Genomic DNA, 21,595 nt, shown 5'->3' with positions numbered 1-21,595 from the left:
TTATATTGTTAAAGGCGAGTTAACCGAACATCAGTGCTTTCCCGATAGGGCGGCAGTTTTGCCGCCTTTTTTTGGATTTCTGACCCGTCCTGAATAAGGTTTACACCTTCCTACTTGAGATTACGGAGGGTGTTATGAATACGAAGAGGCGTAGGAGTCAACGAGATTATTCCCTGGCCTTTAAATTGGCGGTGGTAGGCCAAGTTGAAAAAGGCGAGATGACGTACAAGCAAGCCCAGGAACGATACGGTATCCAGGGGCGCTCGACGGTGCTAACGTGGTTACGTAAGCATGGTCAGCAGGACTGGAGCCCGATGGCTTTGCTTTTCGTTCGCAAGGGGGCTGCGATGACCAAACCGGATCTTCCACTGACACCCGAGCAGCGCATCAAAGAATTAGAACAGCAGCTAGATGATGCCAACCAGAAAGCTCAATTCTTTGAATCCGTTGTGGATGTACTGCAGAGAGACTATGGCTGTCGCGTTATAAAAAAGCGGTCCGGCAAGTCCTCGCGCAAAAGCAGATCCAAAGCCTGAGCGTTACTCGGGCTTGCCGATATCTAGGTTTCTCCCGTCAGGCGTATTACCAGCACTTCAAAGCTGATGCGGTTCGTCAGGCCCATAATCGCCGGGTGCTGGACTTTGTACGGGAAGAGCGCCTGCACCAACCTCGTCTGGGCACCCGCAAGCTGCATTCACTCCTTAAACCGAAGGCCCTGTGCATAGGCCGGGACCGACTATTTGATCTCCTGCGAGCCCACCGACAACTGGTTCCTCGCAAGCGGGCTTATCATAAGACTACGCACAGCCATCACCACTTTCGCTGCCATCCTAACTTGCTGAAAGCAGGGCCGGAGCAGGTCGTGCCAGACGCGCCCGAGCAGCTCTGGGTAGCAGACATTACCTATTTGCCGACACGTCAGGGCTCAGCCTATCTCAGCCTGATTACCGATGCCTTCTCACGCAAAATCGTGGGCCACCACGTGCATGACACGCTCCATACGGCGGCCGTAATACAAGCCATGCAAAAAGCGTTGAAGGGAAGGCAATACTCTGGAGGGCTGGTTCACCACTCGGATCGGGGCGTCCAGTACTGCTCAGCCCCTTATCAGCAACTTCATGCCAAATACGGCATTCGTTGTTCGATGACAGATGGCTACGACTGCTACCAGAATGCGCTGGCCGAGAGGGTGAATGGGATACTAAAAACAGAGTTCTTACTGGTGCTTCCCAAAGACTTGGCGGAAGCTCAAAAGATGGTCGATCAGTCCGTGCAGACCTATAACACAAGGCGGCCACATCTGGCCCTAAAATACAAAACGCCCGATGCGGTGCACCGGGCGTTTCGATAGAAATAGGTGTAAACCTATTTCAGGACTAGACATTCTTCTCTTGAACTTCAGCCCTCCGGACACCCTCACATTGCGTTTCCAAACAGCTTCTAAAGACCGCGCCTGGCCTCTTAGGACAAGGTTGTTTCAACCACAGATCATTTAAGCTAGAAAAGCTTACAAAACTGGGAAAGATGCTTCGATTAGGGCACAGACAGTATTGTTAGCAGCCACTCGAAGGAATAAAGGCTTATGAAGCTGAATAACAAGGCTACCGTCATACTACTACACGGCATGTGGAGTGATGCTGAAAGCCTGGTAGAGGTCAAGCGCGCCTTCGAAGGGGCGGGTTATACCGTCCAGTCACTCACGCTTCCGAACCACTGTCCACGTGACGACCACACAGGAGCAAGTCGTGCAGCCCTTGCAAAGTGCACTCTCCAGGACTATGTGCAATTCGTCCTTGAAAACATCCAATATTTAGAGGCTCCCCCAATTCTTGTGGGCCATTCCATGGGCGGGCTTATTGCGCAGCTCACGGCTGCACGTGTGGAGTGTAAGAGACTGGTACTTCTTTCCACCGCGGCTCCAGCTGGAATCTATAGCCTGAGTTTCTCGGTTTTTAAAACACTGGGAAGAAACCTTTTTAGATTCCCTTTGTGGAGAAAACTGACCGGATTAACTTTGAGTAGCGTCCAGTACGGCATTGCCAATTCTCAAGACAGATCTCAACAACAGGACATCTACGAAAGGTCTGGCTACGAGTCAGGCATGGCCACACTTCAAATGAGCCTGGCGGCCTTCACCAACTCCAGTTTCGCAAGCGTTAATCCTGAGCGCATCGGCTGCCCGATCCTAATGATCGCCGGAACAGAAGACCGCATCACACCCATTAAAGTTCAGCGCCGAATCGCTCAACATTATGGAAGCCAAGCTGAGTTAGTTGAGATCCCTGGATGCTGCCATTGGACGATCGGCGGCAGCTTTTTTCCTCACGTCAGCTCTGCCCTGTTCAACTGGCTGGAATTAACCTGTACTAAACTTTCAAATCCGTCATAACAGTATTAGTGTTCATCAGCAGCGGAGCTCTACCAAGAGATGCAACTCCTGGGTGTTAGCGCGACGATATGCATGAGTGCAGTGTTCAGGCCCACTACACTCACACGACATTTCCTACACGTTACATGGCTTTCCAGAATACATAATCAGCTGTATACCCACTGATATATCGACGGCCCTCGGCCATCGCGGTGCAACCTCCTGCTGGCGCTTTGCCACCATTCAGGTTGATCCGCTGGATATAGGTGACCCCAGACATTGCGCCCTGCCCCATTGCCGGATTGGCCTTCACGAGCTGCATCGGAATGTTGCCTTCTCCAGCCGGAGCGGTTGCCAGCTGTTTCCCAGTTACCTTCGATCCGTCCACGGACTCCCAAGTTGCAGGGGGGCCGTAGTAAGAACCGAGCTGTTCACCTGATGCGTCCATGAGGTTTGCACTTGGGCCCGCAAATTTCCAATCATAACGGCCATTGTCTTGTTGAGCACACACCCACGCAACGTTACCGTTCTCGACGGTACCGATCATCGCAACTGAGTTTCCAGCCGGCACTTGAATAGCGGCGGGCAGCTCGCTTTGCGAAAAGCCATCGGACATCATGTTGTCCAAAGTGCTACAGCCACTCAACGCCAGGGCGCAGGTCAAACCCGCAAAAATAGGCATTTTTTTCATATCACGTATCCTATATTGACTATGTAAGATGCACCGTCGTCAGATGCATTATCAAAGACGTTTCGAGACCTGTATTGGATTCAAAAGTTGGCAACTTTTCTAAAAATTGATGACTCAAAACTACACAGAGGCTTCTGAATAACGGCTGGTGCGAATCTCCTTACTAACAAGAAATCATTTTTTATCGGCTCGGCCGTTTTACGCTGCATCTGAAAAGAACTCGGATCAGTATAGATCAATGGGCAATCCGCTCCTCTTTTCATATGAGACTAAGGAACAAAATATGAAGTCAGTATACAAACCTTTATTCGATCGTCATAAGCTGGTCGTTGCGGTAGCCACGACCTCGCTGATCCTTTCCGGATGCGCTCTAGAGGGTGATGATGGGCAGAAGGGTGAGCCGGGGAACCAAGGCAGAGCCGGCACACCTGCCTTTGCACCGGCAACCTTATTCGTTGCGAGCAACAGCTCAACCGACAAAGCTGTGCGGGTCCGCAACGAAACCTTCGGTTTATTGAATACTTATGAGACCGGTGGGAATGAGGGCATCGTTGTTTCCAGTGCCGGAGCTATTATCCAGGCGGATGATAGCGGAACGAATGGACGCATCATCACAGCGTGTAACGCATTCGATCGAACTACAAGCGGCCCTTCCTATGCAATCTCTGGAACCAACACAGGTTTGGTCAATCCTAAAGGCGTTGAAACGATACCGAATCTTGGTTTGACCTTGGTCGCCAATAATGGACAGTCGAATATACTGATCTTTGGGTCGGCTGCATCAGGCGACGTAGCCCCTTTCGCAACGCTTGGGCTTACCAATGACGCATGGGACCTCACCTATGACGGAAAAACTGATACCTTATTCGTAGCCCTGGTCGATGGCAGCGTCGCTGTTTTCGATAGGTTCGCAGAAAACGAGGGACAGGGCGGCATTACTCGTCTGTTTTGGATTGAAGATGCAGACGGCGAAGTGTCAGTCAACCTGCACGGGATCGACTACGATGCAGTGACTGACTCACTCGTTGTGTCTGATGTCGGGCAAGCCTCATCAGCGGACGACGGAAAACTGTATGTCCTTCAAAACGCAAGCTCCATTGCGAGCGGCACCGTGAAAGCGGCGACTACATGGAAAGGCTCTGAAACACGCCTTGGAAACCCAGTGGATCTTCAGATTACTGGCACAGATGTACGAATCGCTGAAAAAGCCAATGCAGGTGGCGCCGTACTCGTCTACCGCAACATTTTTGAAGCTGCAGGCGGCAATGTCGCCCCAGACGTCATTTATGACACGCCAGCTCCAGAGTCGATTGCCGTGGTATCTGAACAACTCTCACCTGTTGGCGCGACAGATGTCGTTAACTCCCAACTGTCCTATCAGCTCCTAGCAACGAGCAACCCCGCGCCTGGTTCACGGACGTCTGGGGCTATCTTTTCAGTGGATCGCAATGTTGCACAACTAGAAACTGTTTTCGACACCACGCAGGATAGCATTGAAAACATTACGCTGGATCGACAGGGCACTGCCTACGTCAACTTCAACAACACAGTCAACGGACCGGGGATTGCGGTGTTTGGCGCAATTGTTGAACGCGATGAGGCGGATCCACAGCTCGACCGCATCATCCAAGGTGACAACACTCAACTGATATCGCCTAAGGGTATTGAGCTAGCCGATGACCTTGGTTTACTGATTGTGTCTGACACCGGGACTCAATCAATCTTGGCCTTCAGCGCCTGTGCTGCAGGTAACGCGACACCGATCGAGATAGACACCGGAGGCATCGCGCCTTGGGACAGCGATTACGCACCATCGGTGGATACACTGTTTGTAGCCCTGACCAATGGCACTATTGCCGCTTACGATAAATTCTCTCAGACGCTTGGCGCCGGTGGCCCAAGTCGAACTATCGAGCCCGCCAATACCGTGAATTTCCACGGTATTCGGTACGACCAAATATCTGACACGCTGATTGTAACCGACGTTGGGAGTGCTCAGGATAACAGTGATGGTGCTATTTTGACGATTCCACAAGCGTCCAATGTCTCCGGGCCAGCGGCTGTCGGTAAACGGGTTACGTCACCCTCACCCACCGGGCTTCTCGGTAGTAGTCCGGACGAAAGCATCCTTGGAAATCCTGTAGACATTGCCTTTGATGGAAAAGACTTGTTCGTGGCAGAGAAGGCAAATGATAGTATTCAAGTGTACCGTGACTTTTTGACAGATCCCTCTGTCAATGGAGTCACTGCACCGACGGACACCATTGCCGCAACAAAACCTGAATCCCTTATACTGTCTATTAAACGATAATATGTAAACCGAAGGGCGGAGCGAACTCTCGCTCCCCCCTTTTTAATGACCGGAGGTCAGGCGGCCGATAAACAGGATTTCTCCGGTCGGCAAGCCGGTCGGTGACCCTCCCGGAGGTTCCAGTGTTATTTCAAAGAGTTGGTTCTCTTCCACACTGTTGAATGCGTCGGCGCGTATTTCCTGTTGCCTGTCTGAACCAAGTGTGCCCAAGCTAATCGGTTTCTCCCAACTATCAGCTTTTGTCCAAAGCTCCATAACACTATTTTCGGGTTCTGGAAGGTGCGTCAGCGCCTTCAGGACGCCTGACTGAGAATTCTGAGTGCGCAAAATCAGACCAGGCTGGTAACGTTCAGGCGTCACGAGAACGACGAATGGTTCTCCCTCTGTAGGCGATGAAGTTTGACCCTCGAACATCAGCATCATCGCGAGCAACGCAACCGCAAACCCCGTTGATACACGCCAAAGCCACAGGTTAGTCAGCATCCCTTTGAGTCGTCCGACTTCAGACGCCTGCGGCTGTACTGCTTGACTGGTCTGTTCTTTTGCAATTTCTTGCTGAATAACTCGCCAGACTGAATCCGGTACATCAACAGGTTCAACCGACTCTAACAGCGGAGACATTTTTTCCTCGAGAAACAAAACCGCGCTTCTCAGCTCAGAGGACCTTTCCATACGCAAAACGAATTGCATACGCTCGTCGTATGGGAGAGTTCCAAGAGTGTACTCCCATGCCTGTTCCCACTCCGTATCGCTCAGATTGATTTTGGTCATTTCAAACAGTCTCTAAGGAACTTTAGGCTCCGCCGAGCCCATGATTTCACCGTACCCAGTGGCGTGCCCATTCTTTTACTGATCTCTTCATGGGTGTGGCCCTCGACGAACGCCATGTAGATCGCGGTTCGCCTGTCCGTTTCTAGACGTTTAAGGCACTCGCTTAGATTCACTGTCGCCTCGTTCAGCTCCAAATTTGCAAGTATGCGTTCATCATTGACCAATGAGGGCAACTCTTCGACTTGTTCGCTTGAAGTTTGGTTCAAAGGTTGCGCGCGTCGACGGATCTCATCCAGCGCATGGTGACGAGCAACACTGTGAATCCAGGCTCGCCCCCGACTTCTTTGCGCATCAAAGGTGTGCGCCTTATCCCAAATTTTCAGGAAGACATCCTGAGTGAGGTCTGAGGCGAGGTCTGGATTGCCGACAATCCGAAGGATGATGCCTCGTATTTTTGGGGCCTCAACTTGGTACAACGTGTGAAACGCATAACGTTCCCCGCGCGCACAGGCACAAAGGCACGCCGAGTAATCAAAGACAGAAGACGAATCATTGTGAGAGTTCAAAACAACAACCGGTGTATTTTTTGATCAATCCGTCAGGCCTTTCGCAGACACACTCGCTTAGACATGACGATGCGATAATGCGTATTCCCTAAGGTCTCAAAATTATGATCAATAATCCAATGAACTTACATCTAAAATCGACGCACGCTCCTCGTTTACTCAAGGGAAACTGTCAACCAAGATCTGCCATCATGTGTGCAAGATCCGCGATGCCCCGATCGACCTCAGAAATACCCTCCGATAGAGACGCAATTCGCTTGGAGCTGCTTGAGGACAACTGACTGACATGGTCCATTCGGCGTCTCATGTCCGAGATCATTTCGTTATTGGCCTGAACAACGTCTGAAATCTGTGCGAGCGATTCAGCCGTGCGGGCTGCCAATGTGCGCACCTCGTCGGCAACAACGGCGAAACCACGTCCGACATCACCGGCTCTTGCCGCCTCAATGGCGGCATTTAAAGCAAGCAGATTGGTTTGGTCAGCGACCGCCTGAATGGTTCCTACAATACCCTGAATTTGAGCGGCTTGATCGCCCAGGCTTTCACTCAACCGCAGAGCCCCAGCGACTTCGTCTGCTACATGAGCGGAAGCTTCGACGGCCTCTGTGATCGCCCTCGTTGTTTGACCCGCTATCTGAGAGGTTTGCTCTGATGTAGCTGCCGCGGACTCTCTGGCCACCTCAGAACGTCGCACCTGCTCTGTGATATCCATCGCAAACTTCACGATCTTGCTGATGCGACCGAGTTCATCGTAAACGGGGCTGTATGTTGCCTCAAGCCATATCACACGGCCTTGAGCATCTTTTCTCTGAAATCGGCCAGAGAAGCTCTCACCGGAGGCCAGCCGTCGCCAAAAGTCAGGGTTGTCACGATAAAAATCATCCAGACAGAAAATTCGATGAGCCTGTCCGACAATCTCACTTAATTCATAACCCATTGCGTGCAAGAAATTTGAGTTTGCATCGAGGACGGTTCCATCTGGTGTAAACTTAATAACCGCCATATACGAGTCTAGCGCCGTCAGCAATGCCTCCTTGTCGGCACTTTGGGTTTGGGCATCCGTCACATCAGCAGCTATTTTTACCACATTGATGACTTGTCCCGTTTCGGTCTTAACAGGAAAGTAACTGCCCTCAAGCCAAACCTTTTCTCCGCTTGCGTTCAGTCGCGGAAACTGGCCGTGAATAAACTGACCTGCCCGTAAAGATTCCCAAAACTCAGCATACTCCGGGCTCTGAGCGTAGCTCTGCTCAACAAGCACTTTGTGGTGCTGACCAATCACTTGTTCACGGGTGTACCCGAATATGTGAAGCAGTTTATCGTTTACGTCTTCGACGATGCCGTCCGGTGAAAACACAATAAATCCAACTGCCTGTCGGATTGCGTCTAACGTCCTCTGTACCTTGCTTTGGCCAGCCTGGCACTTCTTTAAAGCAGCTTCAGCGTCACGTAATTCTTGTTTGTTAAAAAAGCCCACGCAGACCCCCTAACCCAGTTCAGGCTCAATGCTTACGTTCTAAATCTACCACCTTTATCGTGAACGTGGTTGCCGATTCACATTTCATAACGAAAAGCCACACAACACTGCGCAATGAGGTGATACGTGGCATCAAAACGAGATACCTGGCGTCTGAACTACCGCTGATCATATGAATTCGGTGTTGAGGATCTATTATCTCGACTCTGGCAAAAAAGAGCGCCTTGCGAAGCGGCTTACCACAAGTGGCACGAAAAACCTGCGGTACAGATCAGGAAGCCATAGGCGTTCACGCCCAGCAACATAGCGTATTTGCCATCGCCAATGGCCCAGCTTGACGGAATCAGCCCAACCGCAAGCAACACACCAAGTCCCAGGCCGGTCCAGAAACTCAGGTGGAAACTCCAGGGCGACCATTTGGTGAACCCATAAAACAGGAACACCGGCGCCAGCCCCATCACCATGGTGCCGGAGATGGTGGTGGCCTTGAGGATATCGGTGCCGGCGAACATTGGCAGGTTGCCCAGGAAGGCAAAGATAACCATCACAATCGCACCTACCCGCATGCTCGGCAGCTTGTCAGAAGCACGTTGCGCCAGCCTGGGCAGATCCACCGCCAGTGACTTGGCTAGCGACGTGAAAGTGGAATCCAGGGTCGACCCCGCCGAGGTCATCATTACCACGCTCATAAAGAACAACGCGGCCAGGCCCAGCGACTGGCCCACGGCAGCAGGCGCGTTGCCCATCGCCTCAATGCCGTTAAGCCGGGCGTGAACACCCACCAGACTGAAGATAAACACTGCCACAAAGCCCAGCAGCCCGGCCACCACAAAGCTTTTGAGCATGGTCTTTTCCTTGTTCACAAAACCCCGGTCGGTCAGCACCGGATCGTGGAACGGATAGCTGAACAGCTGCAGCAAAGCCACCAGCAAGAGATCAAAGCCGGCATTGAGCCGGAACTCGCCATTGGTCAGCAGGGCGCTGGTATCGTTGGCCGGAATGATCAGGAAGAGCACGGCACCCACAAAGAACACAAACACGAACGCTTGAATCACATCGGTGAAAATCGACGACCGCAGCCCGCCCTTCAGGCTGTAAGCCAGGGTAAACACCGTAAACAGCATCGCCGCCGCGTAATACTCCCACTCACCGGGCAACCCGAAATAACCGCCCACCACCGCCGTATTACTCCAGACTTCGTTATAAAGCCGGATCAGAATCGCCGCCGCAAACGCCAGACTCGCCAACCGACCAAACCGGGAGGTCAGAAAATCCTGCAAACTCCGCGCCCCGGTCTGCGTCCGGATCAGGTAGATCACATACCCCGCCACCGGAATCGACAACCAGTAACTGGCATAAGCCAGACCGCCCACCACGCCATAAGCCGCACCCAGGTTCGCCGCATTGGTCACCGACTTGGCAAAGATCCAGCTGATAAAAATACTCGCCGTCAGCGACCACTGCCCCACCGGGTTGCCCTGATCATCGGCGCCTTTATAGAACGAATTCGCGTTCTTGCTCTTGGGCGACAGCCAGTACATCACCACGCCGTACACCAGCAGGAATCCCCAGAACAGGGAGGCCTCTGTGAAATTCATGTTTTCTTTCCTTTGTTCTTTGTCGTCTTCCGGGGCTTATTCCGGGGTTTCTGGTTTGGGTGCCTTTCGGGACAGGCCGGTAGGGATTTCAAAAAAACGCCCGTGAACCCATCCATGGGGGGCTTGGTCGCGCCGTCCATGGCGCTCCACATTTTTTGAAATCCCTACCGGCCTGTCCCTTGTTTAACCTCGGTGTTGGCATCCCCGGCAACGGAAATAGGCTCCAACGAACTCTGACGGACCTTTCTTCTTTCTTTTCTTTCCCACTCAGCAACCGAATAGCGAAGCCGTACCCGCGGTCTGGGTGGTGAGGTTATTTTCCCGCCAGGAAAAAGATGTCTGAGCGAAGCGAGTTGTTTTTCCCAAGGGAAAATAACCTCACCTCCCAGGCCGCCAATGACCAGCCATCAGTCCTCCAATCGACAATGCCCAAGCCTAGGCAGGCGCCGAACAACTAGCCCCAAAGCGGTAGCAGGAAAAACACCGGTGGTGCCGCAACATGATCCGCTCATCCATACTCTCCGCGAGCGTGCCACCCAGATCGTACTGCGGATCATCATCCACCAGCGTGCAGGCATACACCCGAACCTGGTCGCCCTTCTTCACCAGCATCCGCGTATAGGTGCACATGAAGTGGGAACGAGCCTCTTTGGTCGGATACTTCTCCATACAGGTCTCGGTAATCTCCGGGCTGCCGTCTTCCGAGCCGGGGGTACCCAGATCCGGAAACGCGGTAAACGCCAGGTCCTCCGGAATATTCCATTCCCGGAAGATGTCACGGAAAGCCGCCTCGACATCTGCAGGAATTTCCTCCGGATCGGTCTGGCGGGCAATGGACACCTTGAAGCCCTGTTCAACCAGCCAGCGGATGCCCTGCAAGGCCTCATCAAAGCTGCCGTCACCGCGGTCCTTGTCGTGACGGGCCCTGTCCGGGAAGTCCAGGCTGACCCGGAAATGAATCGGGTAGGGGTTTGTCCAGCAAAGGCAGTACCTGATGCTGGCGCTTGTGCAGCGGCTCGGTGGCGTTAGTCAGCACGAAGCAGGGCCGGTGCTGGCTGGCGTAATTCAGAATATTGACGAAGTCCCGGATCACGAAGGGCTCGCCACCGGTGAACGAAAACTGCTCCACCCCCATGTCGATGGCTTCGTGGATAAACGGCTTCACATCGCTGAGCTTCATGCCCGGGATCCGGCCATCGCCGGGGTGCGAACCTTCCAGGCAAAACGGACACGCCAGATTGCAGGCGGTGCCGGTGTGGATCCAGAGCTCTTTGAGCTTGCCTGCATCGATGTAACCCCGGGGGTCGCCGTTGCGAGTGTGAGTCCAGCTATCACGGGCACGGGGTTCCAGAATCTCCACGACTTTAATCTTTTCTCTCGTCACCCCAGTAGCTACAGCGTCCGCGTAGCCCTCTTCAAGTTTCATACTGATCAGCCTTAGCAATTTATTGCCTGTTAAAAGCTTGCGTACCGTCTCCATTGCACCTTGCAGATGATGCAATATACTCTGAGGGGTAAACCTAGCATATTATCGGATAACCAAACATTATTCATAATCCTCATTCTTTGGCCGGCGCCATTGTTCGCCTTGGCAAAGCAGAGCAACTCAGGAGCGCGAGCTTTTCATGGTTTGGTATGTCATACAACATAAGCCCGGACAGGGTGATCGAGCAATGCAAAATCTACTTAATCAACATGTGGATTGCTTTCACCCTAAAATTTTGGTGGAAAAAGTCAGGTCGGGAAAACGCACACAACGCCTGGAACCTCTTTTTGCTGGCTATTTATTCATCAAATTAAAGCCGGGAGAGCAAAACTGGAACAAATTAAGGTCGACGCGGGGCATCCTACGGATTGTTGGATTTGGCAATACACCAGCAACCATTGACCAAACTGTTATTGATCAAATTAACGCCCGCCTTGCCTCCGTAACAACACAAGGTGGTCTTAAATCCGGCCAAGCCGTCGAACTCGACGATGGGCCTTTCAAAGGCCTCAACGCAATTTTCCAGTGTTACGATGGTGACGAGCGAGCGGTAGTCCTCATCAACTTTATGCAAAAGCATCAACGCCTGAAAGTACCAATCACGTCACTTACCTTGGCCAACTAACCATCTGCGTGTACGTATCGCGCTGAACCTCGATGATATCGCCACAGAGATGAAGCTCGTTTTACAAGGAGTTGACGAAAAGCCTCCCCGTTTGCGAAAGGGAGTTGTCAACTCTGCATAGACGCAGCCAAGTTCGCCGGCCTTGGTGCATGGTGCCAAGGATTCTGCGCCCTTACCTCACGTTACATACGTTGCGCAAATTCCGAGTCTGGCAACAGTTCCTGACATTCGGTAAACCCAATCGAACTGACTTTTGAGGCCCGTGTCGCATTATGTCTAAAGACCATACGCATAGGGTTATACGATGTTTTTCCGACACCAACACATGTCCAGCGTCCTTGAACAGTGTCTCGACGCCGTTGTGAGTATTGACCAGAAAAACCGAATTATTTTTTCAATAAAGCGGCTGAACGACTCTGGGGCTATAGCGCCAAAGAGGTGCTAGGAGAAAACGTCAAAATCCTGGTGCCCGCTTCGGTAAAAGACCATCACGACGCGCACATCGAACACAATCGTCAAGGCGGCAGCGACAGGATCGTTGGCACGAGCCGAGATGTGTGCATGGAGCGCAAAGATGGGTCTCAGGTTTGGGTCAACCTCGCCTTGAATAAAGTTGTGTCCGGGCGCTCGATTACCTATACAGCTTTCGTCCGAGACATTACGGCTGAACGAGCCTCACGGGAAATGATCAATCAGACGCTTGAACAGGCATTGGATGCTGTCGTCACGATTGATGAAAACAACGTCATTATCTTTGTCAACTCGGCCGCTGAGCATCTGTGGGGATACGATCGGCAAGAAATGTTGGGCAACAATGTCAAAATGCTGGTGCCTCATGACATTCAAGGCCGGCACGACGAAATGGTCAATGCGAACCGGCGCACTGGCGTTGATAAAATCGTGGGGACCTCCCGAGAGGTGCCCGTGTTCAGGAAAGATGGGGCCCGACGCTGGGCAACTCTAGCGTTGTCTAAAATCCAACTGGATGATCGGATCCTCTACACGGCGTTTCTCAAAGACGTGACAGAAGAAGTCGAACGCCGGAATGAATTTCGTATGCTCTCCATGGTCGCTAACGAGACCGACAACGCAGTCATTATAACAACTCCAGACCGTAAAATTGTCTATGTGAACCGGGGCTTTACCCAACTGACGGGCTACGGTTTGGACGAAGTTGTCGGTAAAAATCCCGGTGATTTTCTTCAAGGTCCACACACCGATCCGGAGACCATTGACCAGATCCGTCAAAAACTGAGGCACCATCAACCGTTTTATGACGAGGTGCTTAACTACGATCGTAATCAAAAGCCTTATTGGGTATCGCTGGCCATTAACCCGGTTTTCGATGAATCTGGCACATTAACCCATTACATCTCGATACAGGCTAATGTGACAGAGACAAAAGAAAAGTCGCTTGAATATACGCGACGCTTCGAGGCAATTAGCGACAGTAACGGCGTCACGGAATGGGGCCTTGACGGCTCATTATGGCATTGCAACGCATACATGCTTCGCAGTTTGGGCGATGGGTCTGCGGAGCAAACCAAGGCTCGGATTAAGAATTTAAAAGAAATTATCGGTACGGACAAATTTAATACACTTCTCGGTGGCTCTCAGATATCCGGTTCGTTCGCTTTCCCTGACGCGGACAACCAGGCGCACTGGTTCGATGTCACTGTTTGCCCGATCGCTGATTTCTCGGGAAGTATCAAATATTTCGTCGCGTATGGAATTGATGTTCACTCCAAGATGCAGGCGGTTCAGGTGACTGATGAGGAAATGAAATCTGTCTTAAAGTCCTCTGATGAAATTTCGCAAATCGTCAGTGCCATCAATCAAATCGCCGAACAAACCAATTTACTCGCTCTTAACGCAGCCATTGAGGCTGCGCGTGCAGGAGAGGCAGGTCGCGGCTTTGCAGTCGTTGCTGATGAGGTTCGACAACTTGCTCAAAAATCCGGTCAGTCGGCCGATGAAATCAATCGGTTAGTCACCGAGACAAATAATCGAATCGAAAGCCTGGCCGAATCACTCAGAGCTCTGAACGACATTTCCCAGGAGTAACTAAATGACCGGCGTACTAGCAAGCGTAGACGAGCGGACCAATCTGGCCGGACAAAACCGGCTTGAAATGCTCCTGTTTTCCCTCGACTCTCAACAAGCCTACGGGATCAACGTTTTCAAAATTCGAGAGGTCATTCACTGTCCCGAGTTATCTGAAGTTCCGGGTGGCGGCGGAAACATTCGTGGAATCGCTTATCTGCGAGGTGAAACCGTGCCAATTATCGACCTAGGCAAATCCATCGGAAAAGCGCCTTACGATGGCGAGGGTGGGTTTGTCATCGTCACCGAATATAATCGGAATATTCAGGGGTTCCTCGTCAATAATGTTGATCGTATCGTTAACCTAAACTGGAACGACATTTCGCCGCCGCCACAGGCTCTCGGGCAAGAGCACTACCTGACCGGTGTCGTGCAACTCGACGATACTCTCGTTGACATCATAGACGTTGAAAAAATCTTTGCCGAGATTGCAACAATCGACACTGCCGTAAGTCCAACCGTGACGGCGGCCGTCGAAGTTTCAGAGTTTAACCAAATAACGATCCTTGCGGTTGATGACTCCAGCGTCGCACGGAATCAAGTGAAGCGATCTTTGGAAGACCTTGGATTCCTGGTTGAAACCGCAAATGACGGTCGCGAGGCATTGGAAAAACTTCAAGCCATTGAAACCCGTCTGGGCAACGATTTTCTAGCGTCTTATCCACTGGTCGTTTCAGACATTGAGATGCCCGTTATGGATGGGTACACGCTAGCTGCGGAAATCCGAAAACAGTCTACGCTGTCTGGGTTGAAGGTCATCTTACGCTCCTCGCTCTCAGGACAGTTCAACGAAAGCATGGTAAAGAAAGTGGAGGCCGATAAATTCATTGCCAAGTTCAATCCAGATGAGCTGGCCAAGGAAATTCTCCATTTGCTGGAAGTGCCAAGGAAACAATAGCCAGAAGGTACACGCCAGCGATCATGATTTCCGCCAAAAACGCTCCGTCGTTTCGTAGCGAGGTAATGCAGGCTGGTGCCATCAAACTGTTTGAAAAGCCACTGCGCATGTCGGAATTGCAGGCATCGGTTCGGGGCCTGACGAGAACCTGAAAGGGACACACAAAAACCGTCGACAGCAGAGTCCATTGGCAGGTCCGTTCGCTCTTTGAACATCTACCCAACGCCTTTTCTGGACATTCGTTCAGACTCTGACTTACATTGTCGTCTTGGCCATCATCAATGTGGATAAACAGTTTGACTTCGCTACTCATTGACCAATCCGCTCCCGTTCATGCACTGAAACGTATGTTCGAGGACGCTGCAACGAATCTAAGAGGCGCCGAACTCGGCCCGTTTCAGCGTCGAGCAAAACAAACGTTCTGTCAGGCGTGCTTCGACGGCGACGTAGACAAAGTCTTATTCTTTTTAGACGGACTGCCTGAGTTTTTTACATGGTTGTCAAAAGAGTGCGCGAACGACTCCAACGCTGTGTCTTGGGCGTGTTATGGAAAGCAAACAGAAATCGTGCGTTTGATTTCCGAACGTCAGGATCCCGAGACGTTCATTGGGTTCGACTTTGACGTTGCATTGGAGATCCTTGATCAGGCCCGAGATGACGAGGCTCCCCTTAAACCGATCGATTATGACCAGTGGCATGGGCGCTCAACGGCAGAGGCCATTCACAAGGTGGCCATACGGGAAAATGACAAATCGCTGCTGCGCGTTGTCGCCGACGTTCTTGAGAAGAATCTCGATAAATTTTTCGAACAAATTGGTGTATGAAGGCCGCTCGGCGGAATATCGATGTTTCTCGAATAGCCAGAGCAGATTGAAATACTTTCCCGCGGTAATCAGCAGCCGATTGGCCCTTAAACGACAACTTCGGTTACGGTTTTGCATCGCCTGGGCAGCATCAAATGGAAGGTTGCGCCCTCCCCTTGGACCGATTCTAAAGCGATCGAAATACCCAGAGCGTCAGCGGCTCGCTTGACGATATAAAGACCGAGTCCGCGTGACTCAGCATGACCGCCAAACGACTGGTAGGCCTCAAACACCCGAGACACCCTATCCGGGTCGAAGCCCGGACCACTGTCTGCAACCGTTAATTCTAAGCCGTCACCAAGACGACGGCTACGAACCGTCACGTGGCCCTCATCCGTGTATCGTAGGGCATTACCTATGAGGTTCTCCAAGATTTGAACGAATAACACTTTGTCCGTGAAGATCGTTTCGTTTTCGAGCTCAAGCCTCAAGTCTAACTGTTTTGCTTGAGCTTCAGCGGCGAACACACTCACCAAATCACTTTGGACGTCTAAGAGTTTTACTTCCTCTGGTGACACCGCCAAAGCCTGGCTTTCAAAATGAGTCACACCAAGAAGATGATCTAGGAGACGATTGCCTTGATCCAAGACCGAGCGGATTTTTCCAATTGTATTGACCTGGGAGGGTTCAGCAATCGTCGATAGTTCGGCAGAGTAAAGCGTGGCTGCCTGGATGGCGTGCCTTAAGTCATGACTGGCAATCGCCAGCATACGAGTTTTAGCCAGATTTGCCGCATCGGCCTCCTCTCTGGCGTCTCGTAATCGAATTCGCAGGATGATTGCGCCAACTTGGGTTTTAAAAATCAATAAGCTGTAGACGACCAATGATAACCACGCAGCTGGAACCAGCCATTTATGCAGCCACCCCTCCATTGGCAGTTCTACCATATGATAACCAAACGAGCAGAATACCGGCGTCAGAAACGTTACATAAATTTCAGGGTAACACCCCATCGTCACCGAAGGCGTGGAAGACAAAATAATGATCATTAACAGGACAGAAAAAATCTGGACGAGGGACGCATCTGGAAAAAATAAAAACGGTGCAAGCGACCACAGGGCACCCCAGATAACCGATAGGTACAAGTTAAGAAACCGCCAGGTCGCCAAGAACCGCGGATTCGCCAAGTCGGCTCTGGGGCGAACGCGATGGTAATGGCGGATGATCAACCACGAATTGAGAGACACGAAAGCAATCATGCCAAACCACAGATACATCTCAGACAGATCAAGGTTAGAGACGAACAACACACCGATCACGAGCGCAGCAATAACACTCGAGACCATGCGTGCCCCAACCTCTTGCATGAACAAATGATGGCGCTCGGCGTTGACCTCAGGGGAGAGTCGAAATCGATTCAGCTGTTGCTTTATCACGTTTTTGTTGGTGGTTGGGTGTTGTCAAAAACGCCAGAACTTAATAAAGCATCTGGCAATTAGGAGCGGCTGTCTGCCAATGCCAATGGCTTCTTAGCCTACGACCCCTCGAAAATCGCCTGACAAAATAACCGTTGCTACGCTTCTATTCCAGTTTTTTTAGACTTTCGATACAGCACTACAGTCAACGCCGCCCCATTGATACTGATCCAGAGTCGTGTTCTTACCCAAAGATGGCGCTCGATGGCTCCAAAGACTGAGGCATTGGATATCATGGCCAATGCGACATCGCTTGGCCTTTGGTTTTATCTCATCCCTCATTCAGGAGCGATTGACACTGCCCTTATGCCGATTTTCTTCTTCTGCTTGGTCTCGTTAATTGCACCATTTCCGATTTACGCAGATTCAAGCTGGCCCCAAAAAATGACTGACTTTAATTACACCGCAGATAATCTCAGTGAACATTGGCAAACACTAACGGGAGGGTTTCGGGGGCCACTCCCGTCGGGTTCTTGGGTCGAGACAAGCGCGGCCCAGTGGCCAATGTTGGAGGCGGCGACGCGGATGCACCTCGTAACACTGGCAGATTCGCATCCTTACATCGTAGAAGGTCTTGAAGCCGATGAGAAAGAACAATATGGACGTTATGCCCATCAACTCCGAGAAACTTGGGCGCTGATATTTAACGGTCAGCTCGAGCGTGCCTCTGAACTTGGGCTCTCGTTAGGGGCTGGGGGCTACTACCCAGCCCTGTACGCACAAGCACTTCGAGCAACGCTGACGGAGCAGGCACCAGCCCAACGACGGGCTTTACTGGAGGAGATTGCTCATCGTACAGACGAGCTGCTAAACATCGCACCAGATCACCCGACCATCCGATTTGGGAACGCGTACGCAAAAGCGCGGATTCTGGAAACCCTGTCAGTTACCGAGGCACTTTCCAGCGGCTACACGTCAGAGGTCCTGTCCACACTCGACAGGCTGCTAAGCGAAAATCCGAATCACATTTACGCAATGACATTGTACGGCGGAGTCCACGCCGGCATCGTTGATAAAGCCGGCAAACTCATGGCAAAACTCAGTTACGGCGCAACCCCAGCTTCCGTTCAAGACAAGTTTGAGCGAGCCCTATCACTCGATCCCGATTCGGCCGCCATTCGTTTTGAGTACGCAAAAGCGCTCCTGAAAGTTGGCGATCGCAGTGGTAGAAAGATCGCTAAAGCGCATCTTGAGAAAACCGCAAACCTGGTACCTGCCAGTGCCGAACAAGCCCTCTACGTTGATGCGGCCAAACGTGCGCTCGCATCATTTAAGGATTGATTGGCTGCAAAAGCCAGCTCTTTTTCCCGAGCATGCATCGACATAAGGCAGACGAGATCGCAGCGAGCGAGAGTCACCTCTTGTCGAGGCGATTCGTCTTTAATCCTTGACGCATGCATTTGGCGTCGATGGCGAGGTTGATCAACCTCGCCCGTAAAACGTTTCACCGGCCTGTACATCGTTTCTCTTATGTCGTAACTTTATTGTCATCATAGGTTAGTCCATCCGATGCATTAATATTCCGACGGCGAGAGAATGGCTTGCGACGATTCCCATTTTCAGTGATAACGACAATCACAACGATGAACGCGCTCAGGAAAGCGGCGTTTGAATCGGTGACACGGAGAGTTGCTCGCGTTCAGCGTCCTCATGTTGACGATCGGCATCACCCAAGGGCAGGGTTGGAAAGTCTGATGGCGCCAGATCTCGTTGATGCAGATGCACGTCTAACGCTCTTGTACCAACGGTCAGTTGAACAAACGTATGAGGATGCAGTGCAATCTCTGCGCGCAAGCGTAGCGCTTCAATTGGTTCCAGATGAAATGCGTATCCTGGCTTACGCAACATCGCACTCAGCAATCCCCATTTCTCATGCCGTTATCGGTTCTCGACTTGGTGCCCAAACCATGAGAGTCCACTCTTACCTGAGCCGTATGCCTCAAGAAGCCGGCCTCATGCTACCTGATCACGCTCCTTACTATTTGCAGCACCTTTGCCAGCTCAGCTTACTCGACATTGGACCTCCCCTGCTTAAGTCGGAAAAAGAGTATGAGCTAATTGAAAATGGGCTTGAAGTGCGTTCAAAGGTGCAGGCATCACGTCAGCAATGGGGCAAAAAAATGAGTTTTGAACGCCTGTCGGTATCGGTCACAGAGCTAGGTGCCCAAATTTGGGAGCAAGCATCCAATCAACGCTACCTAAGTCAATCGGCCTCCCGACGGGCCTGAGACACAAAACTGAGGACTTATGGACTCCATACTGGCCACTTTTTTGGCGAACCCATTTGTGTACTTGTCCATGCCACTTATTAGCGGTCTGGTCGGTTTTGCAACAAACGTTTTGGCCATAAAAATGATGTTTGAGCCGGTGGACTTTATAGGTCGAAAGCCACTTCTAGGGTGGCAGGGCATCATCCCACGCCGTGCACCCAAAATGGCGGCTATTTCGGTTGAAACCATCACCCGACACCTCATCTCACAAGAGGAAATCTTCAATCGTCTAGACGCTAATAAAATCGCCTCGGCACTGGAACCAGCACTAAACGATCTCGTACCCGATCTTGTCGACGACATTATGGAACAGTATCAACCCAGGCTGTGGGAATTCACACCGACGCTGGTCAAACGTCGCGTCTATCACAATGTACAACGTGAGGCCCCCGCGCTCATTCATGACATCATGGATCAGCTGACGCGAAATATTTCTCAGGTTTACGATCTTGAAGATATGGTTGTCACAACGTTGAGTGACAACAAAGCCCTTCTCAACCAAATCTTCCAGGAAGTGGGCCACAGTGAATTTCGATTCATTAGCCGGTCTGGATTCTACTTTGGCGTGTTATTTGGTGTCTTGCAGACGGGCATTTGGCTCTTTTTTCCAGGAGTTGTGGCTGCTCCCCGCGTTTGGACTCCTTGTCGGTTACGCAACGAACGTTATCGCTCTGCAGATGATCTTTAAGCCTCGTGACCCCATAGGTGTGGGTCCATTGAGTATTCAGGGCCTGTTCATAAAGCGCCAAAGTGAGGTTGCCCGAGATTATGGCCGTCTCGTTGCCAATTCTGTTCTGACACCCGCCAATATCATCAAAGGGCTGTTGCAGGGGCCACATTCCGACCGGTTTTTCAGTATGATCACCCGCCATGTGCAGCGCGTGGTGGACAACCAATCCAGTGTCGCCAAACCCGTCGTTACACTCGCTGTTGGAACACAAACATATCGAGATATTAAACAAAGTGCGGTCAATTTACTGATCGAACGATTACCAACGACCCTCCAGCATATTGAAAAGTACGCCGACGAAGCTTTGGACCTGGAAAGCACGTTGTCACATCGGCTTCAGCGTCTGAGCCCAGCAAAGTTTGAGGGTATGCTTAGACCGGCATTTGAACAAGACGAATGGCTATTGATCCTCGTCGGTGCTGCACTTGGGTTTTGTGTGGGAACGGCTCAGCTACTGTTTTTTCTCTGATCAATCGCTGCGCCTCGGGTTCTCGAAACGCAAGTATCGCTGCATCTCATAGTGATCAGGCCGATAAAAAAGGGCGCCTTTTGGCGCCCTTGACTTTTGCTTAGTGGCTACTGAAGCCTAGGCGCTTGCGGTACCGCTTGAGAAGGAACTCTGTGTCGTGATCCCAAGGATGGAAACCCGGCTTAAAATAATCCAGAAATTCAGGAATGATTTGTCGGAACATACCCTCCTTACCCCACAGATTGCGCAAGCCATCCATCCAGAGTTTCGGCTTAAGCAATTTTCCGTCCTGGCGAAGTAGCTCCGCGGTAAATGCGTGAATTGCGACCATAATCAGTACCGTGGCCAATACCATGGTCCCCATTCGGATCGCATAATTGATAGCACCCTCACCGTACACCAATTTATAGGTGTCAAAAGCCACAGCTTTGTGCTCGTTTTCTTCCACACAATGCCACATCCACAGGTTTCTCATGGACTCATCAATGGACTCCACCACGTCTTCCCGACGAAGCAGCTGTGCTGACAGGATGCCAGTAAAGTGCTCAAGTGCAACTGTTGCGGCCAACTGCGTCCGCTTGTTGTTGAGCCCAGGCAAATCGGCAACGGCCAGGAATTTCTGAGTCCACGTTTCAAGGCGTTCGACTTCGTATCCATGCTCAATCGCGCCGCGATTGAAGGCACTGTGCTCTTTGGCGTGCATGGCCTCTTGGCCAATGAACGCACTAATATCCTTTTGGAGCTGTGGATCCTCCACGGCCTTCCTCACCGCGCGGACGCTTGCAACGAAAAAGCGCTCTCCGTCCGGGAACAAGGCTGATAAGCCATTAAATAAGTGCGTCATGAACGCATCATTCCCAACCCAGTACTGCGGCACTTCTTCAAAATCGAAATCTTGCCGACGCACGGGGAAGGACGCGACTGCTGCATTAGTTGCCATGTAATCTCTCCTCT

Annotated in this window: 18 protein-coding genes and 3 pseudogenes; 12 read left to right on the top strand and 9 right to left on the bottom strand. The window is 51.5% G+C overall.

Annotated features, from left to right (window positions below):
• Window positions 1-134 precede the first annotated feature (134 nt).
• Together HP15_RS22120 and HP15_RS21300 are read left to right on the top strand one after the other, a co-directional pair.
• Window positions 135-1,351 (top strand): IS3 family transposase gene (locus HP15_RS22120; protein ID WP_085987859.1). Its coding sequence is split into 2 segments (ribosomal slippage): window positions 135-498 and window positions 498-1,351, totalling 1,218 coding nucleotides; the frame shifts between segments, so codons are not numbered across the junction.
• Between the two features lie 231 nt (window positions 1,352-1,582).
• Window positions 1,583-2,389, top strand: coding sequence for an alpha/beta hydrolase (locus HP15_RS21300; protein WP_041646793.1), 807 nt, complete (start codon window positions 1,583-1,585; stop codon window positions 2,387-2,389).
• Between the two features lie 121 nt (window positions 2,390-2,510).
• Here HP15_RS21300 and HP15_RS21295 read toward each other — a convergent pair whose 3' ends face one another.
• On the bottom strand, window positions 2,511-3,059 hold the full coding sequence (locus HP15_RS21295; protein WP_014579389.1) for a DUF3455 domain-containing protein: 549 nt from the start codon (window positions 3,057-3,059) through the stop codon (window positions 2,511-2,513).
• A 283-nt stretch (window positions 3,060-3,342) separates the two neighbouring features.
• Here HP15_RS21295 and HP15_RS21290 point away from each other — a divergent pair, with 283 nt between their 5' ends.
• Window positions 3,343-5,370 (top strand): hypothetical protein, encoded by a 2,028-nt coding sequence (locus HP15_RS21290; protein WP_041646791.1) that lies wholly within the window; start codon window positions 3,343-3,345, stop codon window positions 5,368-5,370.
• A 42-nt stretch (window positions 5,371-5,412) separates the two neighbouring features.
• Here HP15_RS21290 and HP15_RS21795 read toward each other — a convergent pair whose 3' ends face one another.
• From HP15_RS21795 to HP15_RS21265, 6 genes and pseudogenes are all read right to left on the bottom strand, one after another.
• Window positions 5,413-6,141: an anti-sigma factor gene (locus HP15_RS21795; protein ID WP_014579387.1), complete on the bottom strand. Its 729-nt coding sequence runs from the start codon at window positions 6,139-6,141 to the stop codon at window positions 5,413-5,415.
• Window positions 6,138-6,617 carry a sigma-70 family RNA polymerase sigma factor gene (locus tag HP15_RS23115; protein WP_049784538.1) on the bottom strand — a complete coding sequence of 160 codons (480 nt, stop codon included), beginning with the start codon at window positions 6,615-6,617 and terminating at the stop codon, window positions 6,138-6,140. The genes HP15_RS21795 and HP15_RS23115 overlap by 4 nt, the downstream gene beginning before the upstream one ends.
• A gap of 262 nt (window positions 6,618-6,879) precedes the next feature.
• Window positions 6,880-7,236 (bottom strand): annotated as a pseudogene (locus tag HP15_RS23110) (methyl-accepting chemotaxis protein); the annotation flags it as partial.
• 213 nt (window positions 7,237-7,449) lie between these two features.
• Window positions 7,450-8,064 (bottom strand): annotated as a pseudogene (locus tag HP15_RS23105) (PAS domain-containing protein); the annotation flags it as partial.
• Window positions 8,065-8,420: 356 nt separating this feature from the next.
• Window positions 8,421-9,782, bottom strand: coding sequence for a sodium:solute symporter family transporter (locus tag HP15_RS21270; protein WP_014579383.1), 1,362 nt, complete (start codon window positions 9,780-9,782; stop codon window positions 8,421-8,423).
• A 435-nt stretch (window positions 9,783-10,217) separates the two neighbouring features.
• A pseudogene (locus HP15_RS21265) lies at window positions 10,218-11,208 on the bottom strand (radical SAM protein).
• A 247-nt stretch (window positions 11,209-11,455) separates the two neighbouring features.
• On the opposite strand from HP15_RS21265, the gene HP15_RS21260 reads away from it, so the two are divergent.
• From HP15_RS21260 to HP15_RS21245, 5 genes are all read left to right on the top strand, one after another.
• The gene (locus tag HP15_RS21260) at window positions 11,456-11,893 is read left to right on the top strand and encodes a transcription termination/antitermination NusG family protein (protein ID WP_014579379.1); all 438 of its coding nucleotides are present in this window, start codon (window positions 11,456-11,458) and stop codon (window positions 11,891-11,893) included.
• 438 nt (window positions 11,894-12,331) lie between these two features.
• On the top strand, window positions 12,332-13,957 hold the full coding sequence (locus HP15_RS21255; protein WP_014579377.1) for a PAS domain S-box protein: 1,626 nt from the start codon (window positions 12,332-12,334) through the stop codon (window positions 13,955-13,957).
• Between the two features lie 4 nt (window positions 13,958-13,961).
• Window positions 13,962-14,894, top strand: a complete 933-nt coding sequence (locus tag HP15_RS21250; RefSeq protein ID WP_014579376.1) for a chemotaxis protein — start codon at window positions 13,962-13,964, stop codon at window positions 14,892-14,894.
• Window positions 14,895-14,917: 23 nt separating this feature from the next.
• On the top strand, window positions 14,918-15,046 hold the full coding sequence (locus tag HP15_RS22445; protein WP_014579375.1) for a response regulator transcription factor: 129 nt from the start codon (window positions 14,918-14,920) through the stop codon (window positions 15,044-15,046).
• Window positions 15,047-15,190: 144 nt separating this feature from the next.
• Window positions 15,191-15,718: a hypothetical protein gene (locus HP15_RS21245; protein ID WP_169702251.1), complete on the top strand. Its 528-nt coding sequence runs from the start codon at window positions 15,191-15,193 to the stop codon at window positions 15,716-15,718.
• Window positions 15,719-15,804: 86 nt separating this feature from the next.
• Here the strand turns inward: HP15_RS21245 and HP15_RS21790 are convergent, their stop codons facing one another.
• Window positions 15,805-17,133, bottom strand: a complete 1,329-nt coding sequence (locus HP15_RS21790; protein WP_169702250.1) for a sensor histidine kinase — start codon at window positions 17,131-17,133, stop codon at window positions 15,805-15,807.
• 243 nt (window positions 17,134-17,376) lie between these two features.
• Here HP15_RS21790 and HP15_RS21235 point away from each other — a divergent pair, with 243 nt between their 5' ends.
• The 4 genes from HP15_RS21235 to HP15_RS22110 all read left to right on the top strand — a co-directional run bounded on the left by HP15_RS21235 (window position 17,377) and on the right by HP15_RS22110 (window position 20,641).
• A complete protein-coding gene (locus HP15_RS21235) occupies window positions 17,377-18,453 on the top strand; it encodes a tetratricopeptide repeat protein (protein WP_014579371.1) in 1,077 nt (358 codons plus the stop codon).
• A 413-nt stretch (window positions 18,454-18,866) separates the two neighbouring features.
• A complete protein-coding gene (locus HP15_RS21230; RefSeq protein ID WP_041646786.1) occupies window positions 18,867-19,400 on the top strand; it encodes an Abi-alpha family protein in 534 nt (177 codons plus the stop codon).
• Window positions 19,401-19,419: 19 nt separating this feature from the next.
• On the top strand, window positions 19,420-20,130 hold the full coding sequence (locus tag HP15_RS22115) for a DUF445 domain-containing protein (RefSeq protein ID WP_081449883.1): 711 nt from the start codon (window positions 19,420-19,422) through the stop codon (window positions 20,128-20,130).
• A gap of 28 nt (window positions 20,131-20,158) precedes the next feature.
• Window positions 20,159-20,641, top strand: coding sequence for a DUF445 domain-containing protein (locus HP15_RS22110; protein WP_406564833.1), 483 nt, complete (start codon window positions 20,159-20,161; stop codon window positions 20,639-20,641).
• 100 nt (window positions 20,642-20,741) lie between these two features.
• On the opposite strand, the gene HP15_RS21220 is transcribed toward HP15_RS22110, so the two are convergent.
• On the bottom strand, window positions 20,742-21,581 hold the full coding sequence (locus HP15_RS21220) for a metal-dependent hydrolase (protein ID WP_014579368.1): 840 nt from the start codon (window positions 21,579-21,581) through the stop codon (window positions 20,742-20,744).
• Between the last annotated feature and the right edge of the window lie 14 nt (window positions 21,582-21,595).

The organism is Marinobacter adhaerens HP15, assembly GCF_000166295.1.
Lineage (GTDB): Bacteria > Pseudomonadota > Gammaproteobacteria > Pseudomonadales > Oleiphilaceae > Marinobacter > Marinobacter adhaerens.
This window is presented reverse-complemented; position numbering and strand designations above follow the sequence as displayed.

Excerpts from the sequence above, each read along its gene's own strand:
- HP15_RS21220 (WP_014579368.1), bottom strand. The coding sequence starts at position 21,581 with ATGGCAACTAATGCAGCAGTCGCGTCCTTCCCCGTGCGTCGGCAAGAT.
- HP15_RS22115 (WP_081449883.1), top strand. The coding sequence starts at position 19,420 with ATGGACTCCATACTGGCCACTTTTTTGGCGAACCCATTTGTGTACTTG.
- HP15_RS21230 (WP_041646786.1), top strand. The coding sequence starts at position 18,867 with ATGGCGCCAGATCTCGTTGATGCAGATGCACGTCTAACGCTCTTGTAC.
- HP15_RS21270 (WP_014579383.1), bottom strand. The coding sequence starts at position 9,782 with ATGAATTTCACAGAGGCCTCCCTGTTCTGGGGATTCCTGCTGGTGTAC.
- HP15_RS21290 (WP_041646791.1), top strand. The coding sequence starts at position 3,343 with ATGAAGTCAGTATACAAACCTTTATTCGATCGTCATAAGCTGGTCGTT.
- HP15_RS21795 (WP_014579387.1), bottom strand. The coding sequence starts at position 6,141 with ATGACCAAAATCAATCTGAGCGATACGGAGTGGGAACAGGCATGGGAG.
- HP15_RS21300 (WP_041646793.1), top strand. The coding sequence starts at position 1,583 with ATGAAGCTGAATAACAAGGCTACCGTCATACTACTACACGGCATGTGG.
- HP15_RS21250 (WP_014579376.1), top strand. The coding sequence starts at position 13,962 with ATGACCGGCGTACTAGCAAGCGTAGACGAGCGGACCAATCTGGCCGGA.
- HP15_RS21260 (WP_014579379.1), top strand. The coding sequence starts at position 11,456 with ATGCAAAATCTACTTAATCAACATGTGGATTGCTTTCACCCTAAAATT.
- HP15_RS22445 (WP_014579375.1), top strand. The coding sequence starts at position 14,918 with ATGATTTCCGCCAAAAACGCTCCGTCGTTTCGTAGCGAGGTAATGCAG.
- HP15_RS21235 (WP_014579371.1), top strand. The coding sequence starts at position 17,377 with ATGGCTCCAAAGACTGAGGCATTGGATATCATGGCCAATGCGACATCG.
- HP15_RS21295 (WP_014579389.1), bottom strand. The coding sequence starts at position 3,059 with ATGAAAAAAATGCCTATTTTTGCGGGTTTGACCTGCGCCCTGGCGTTG.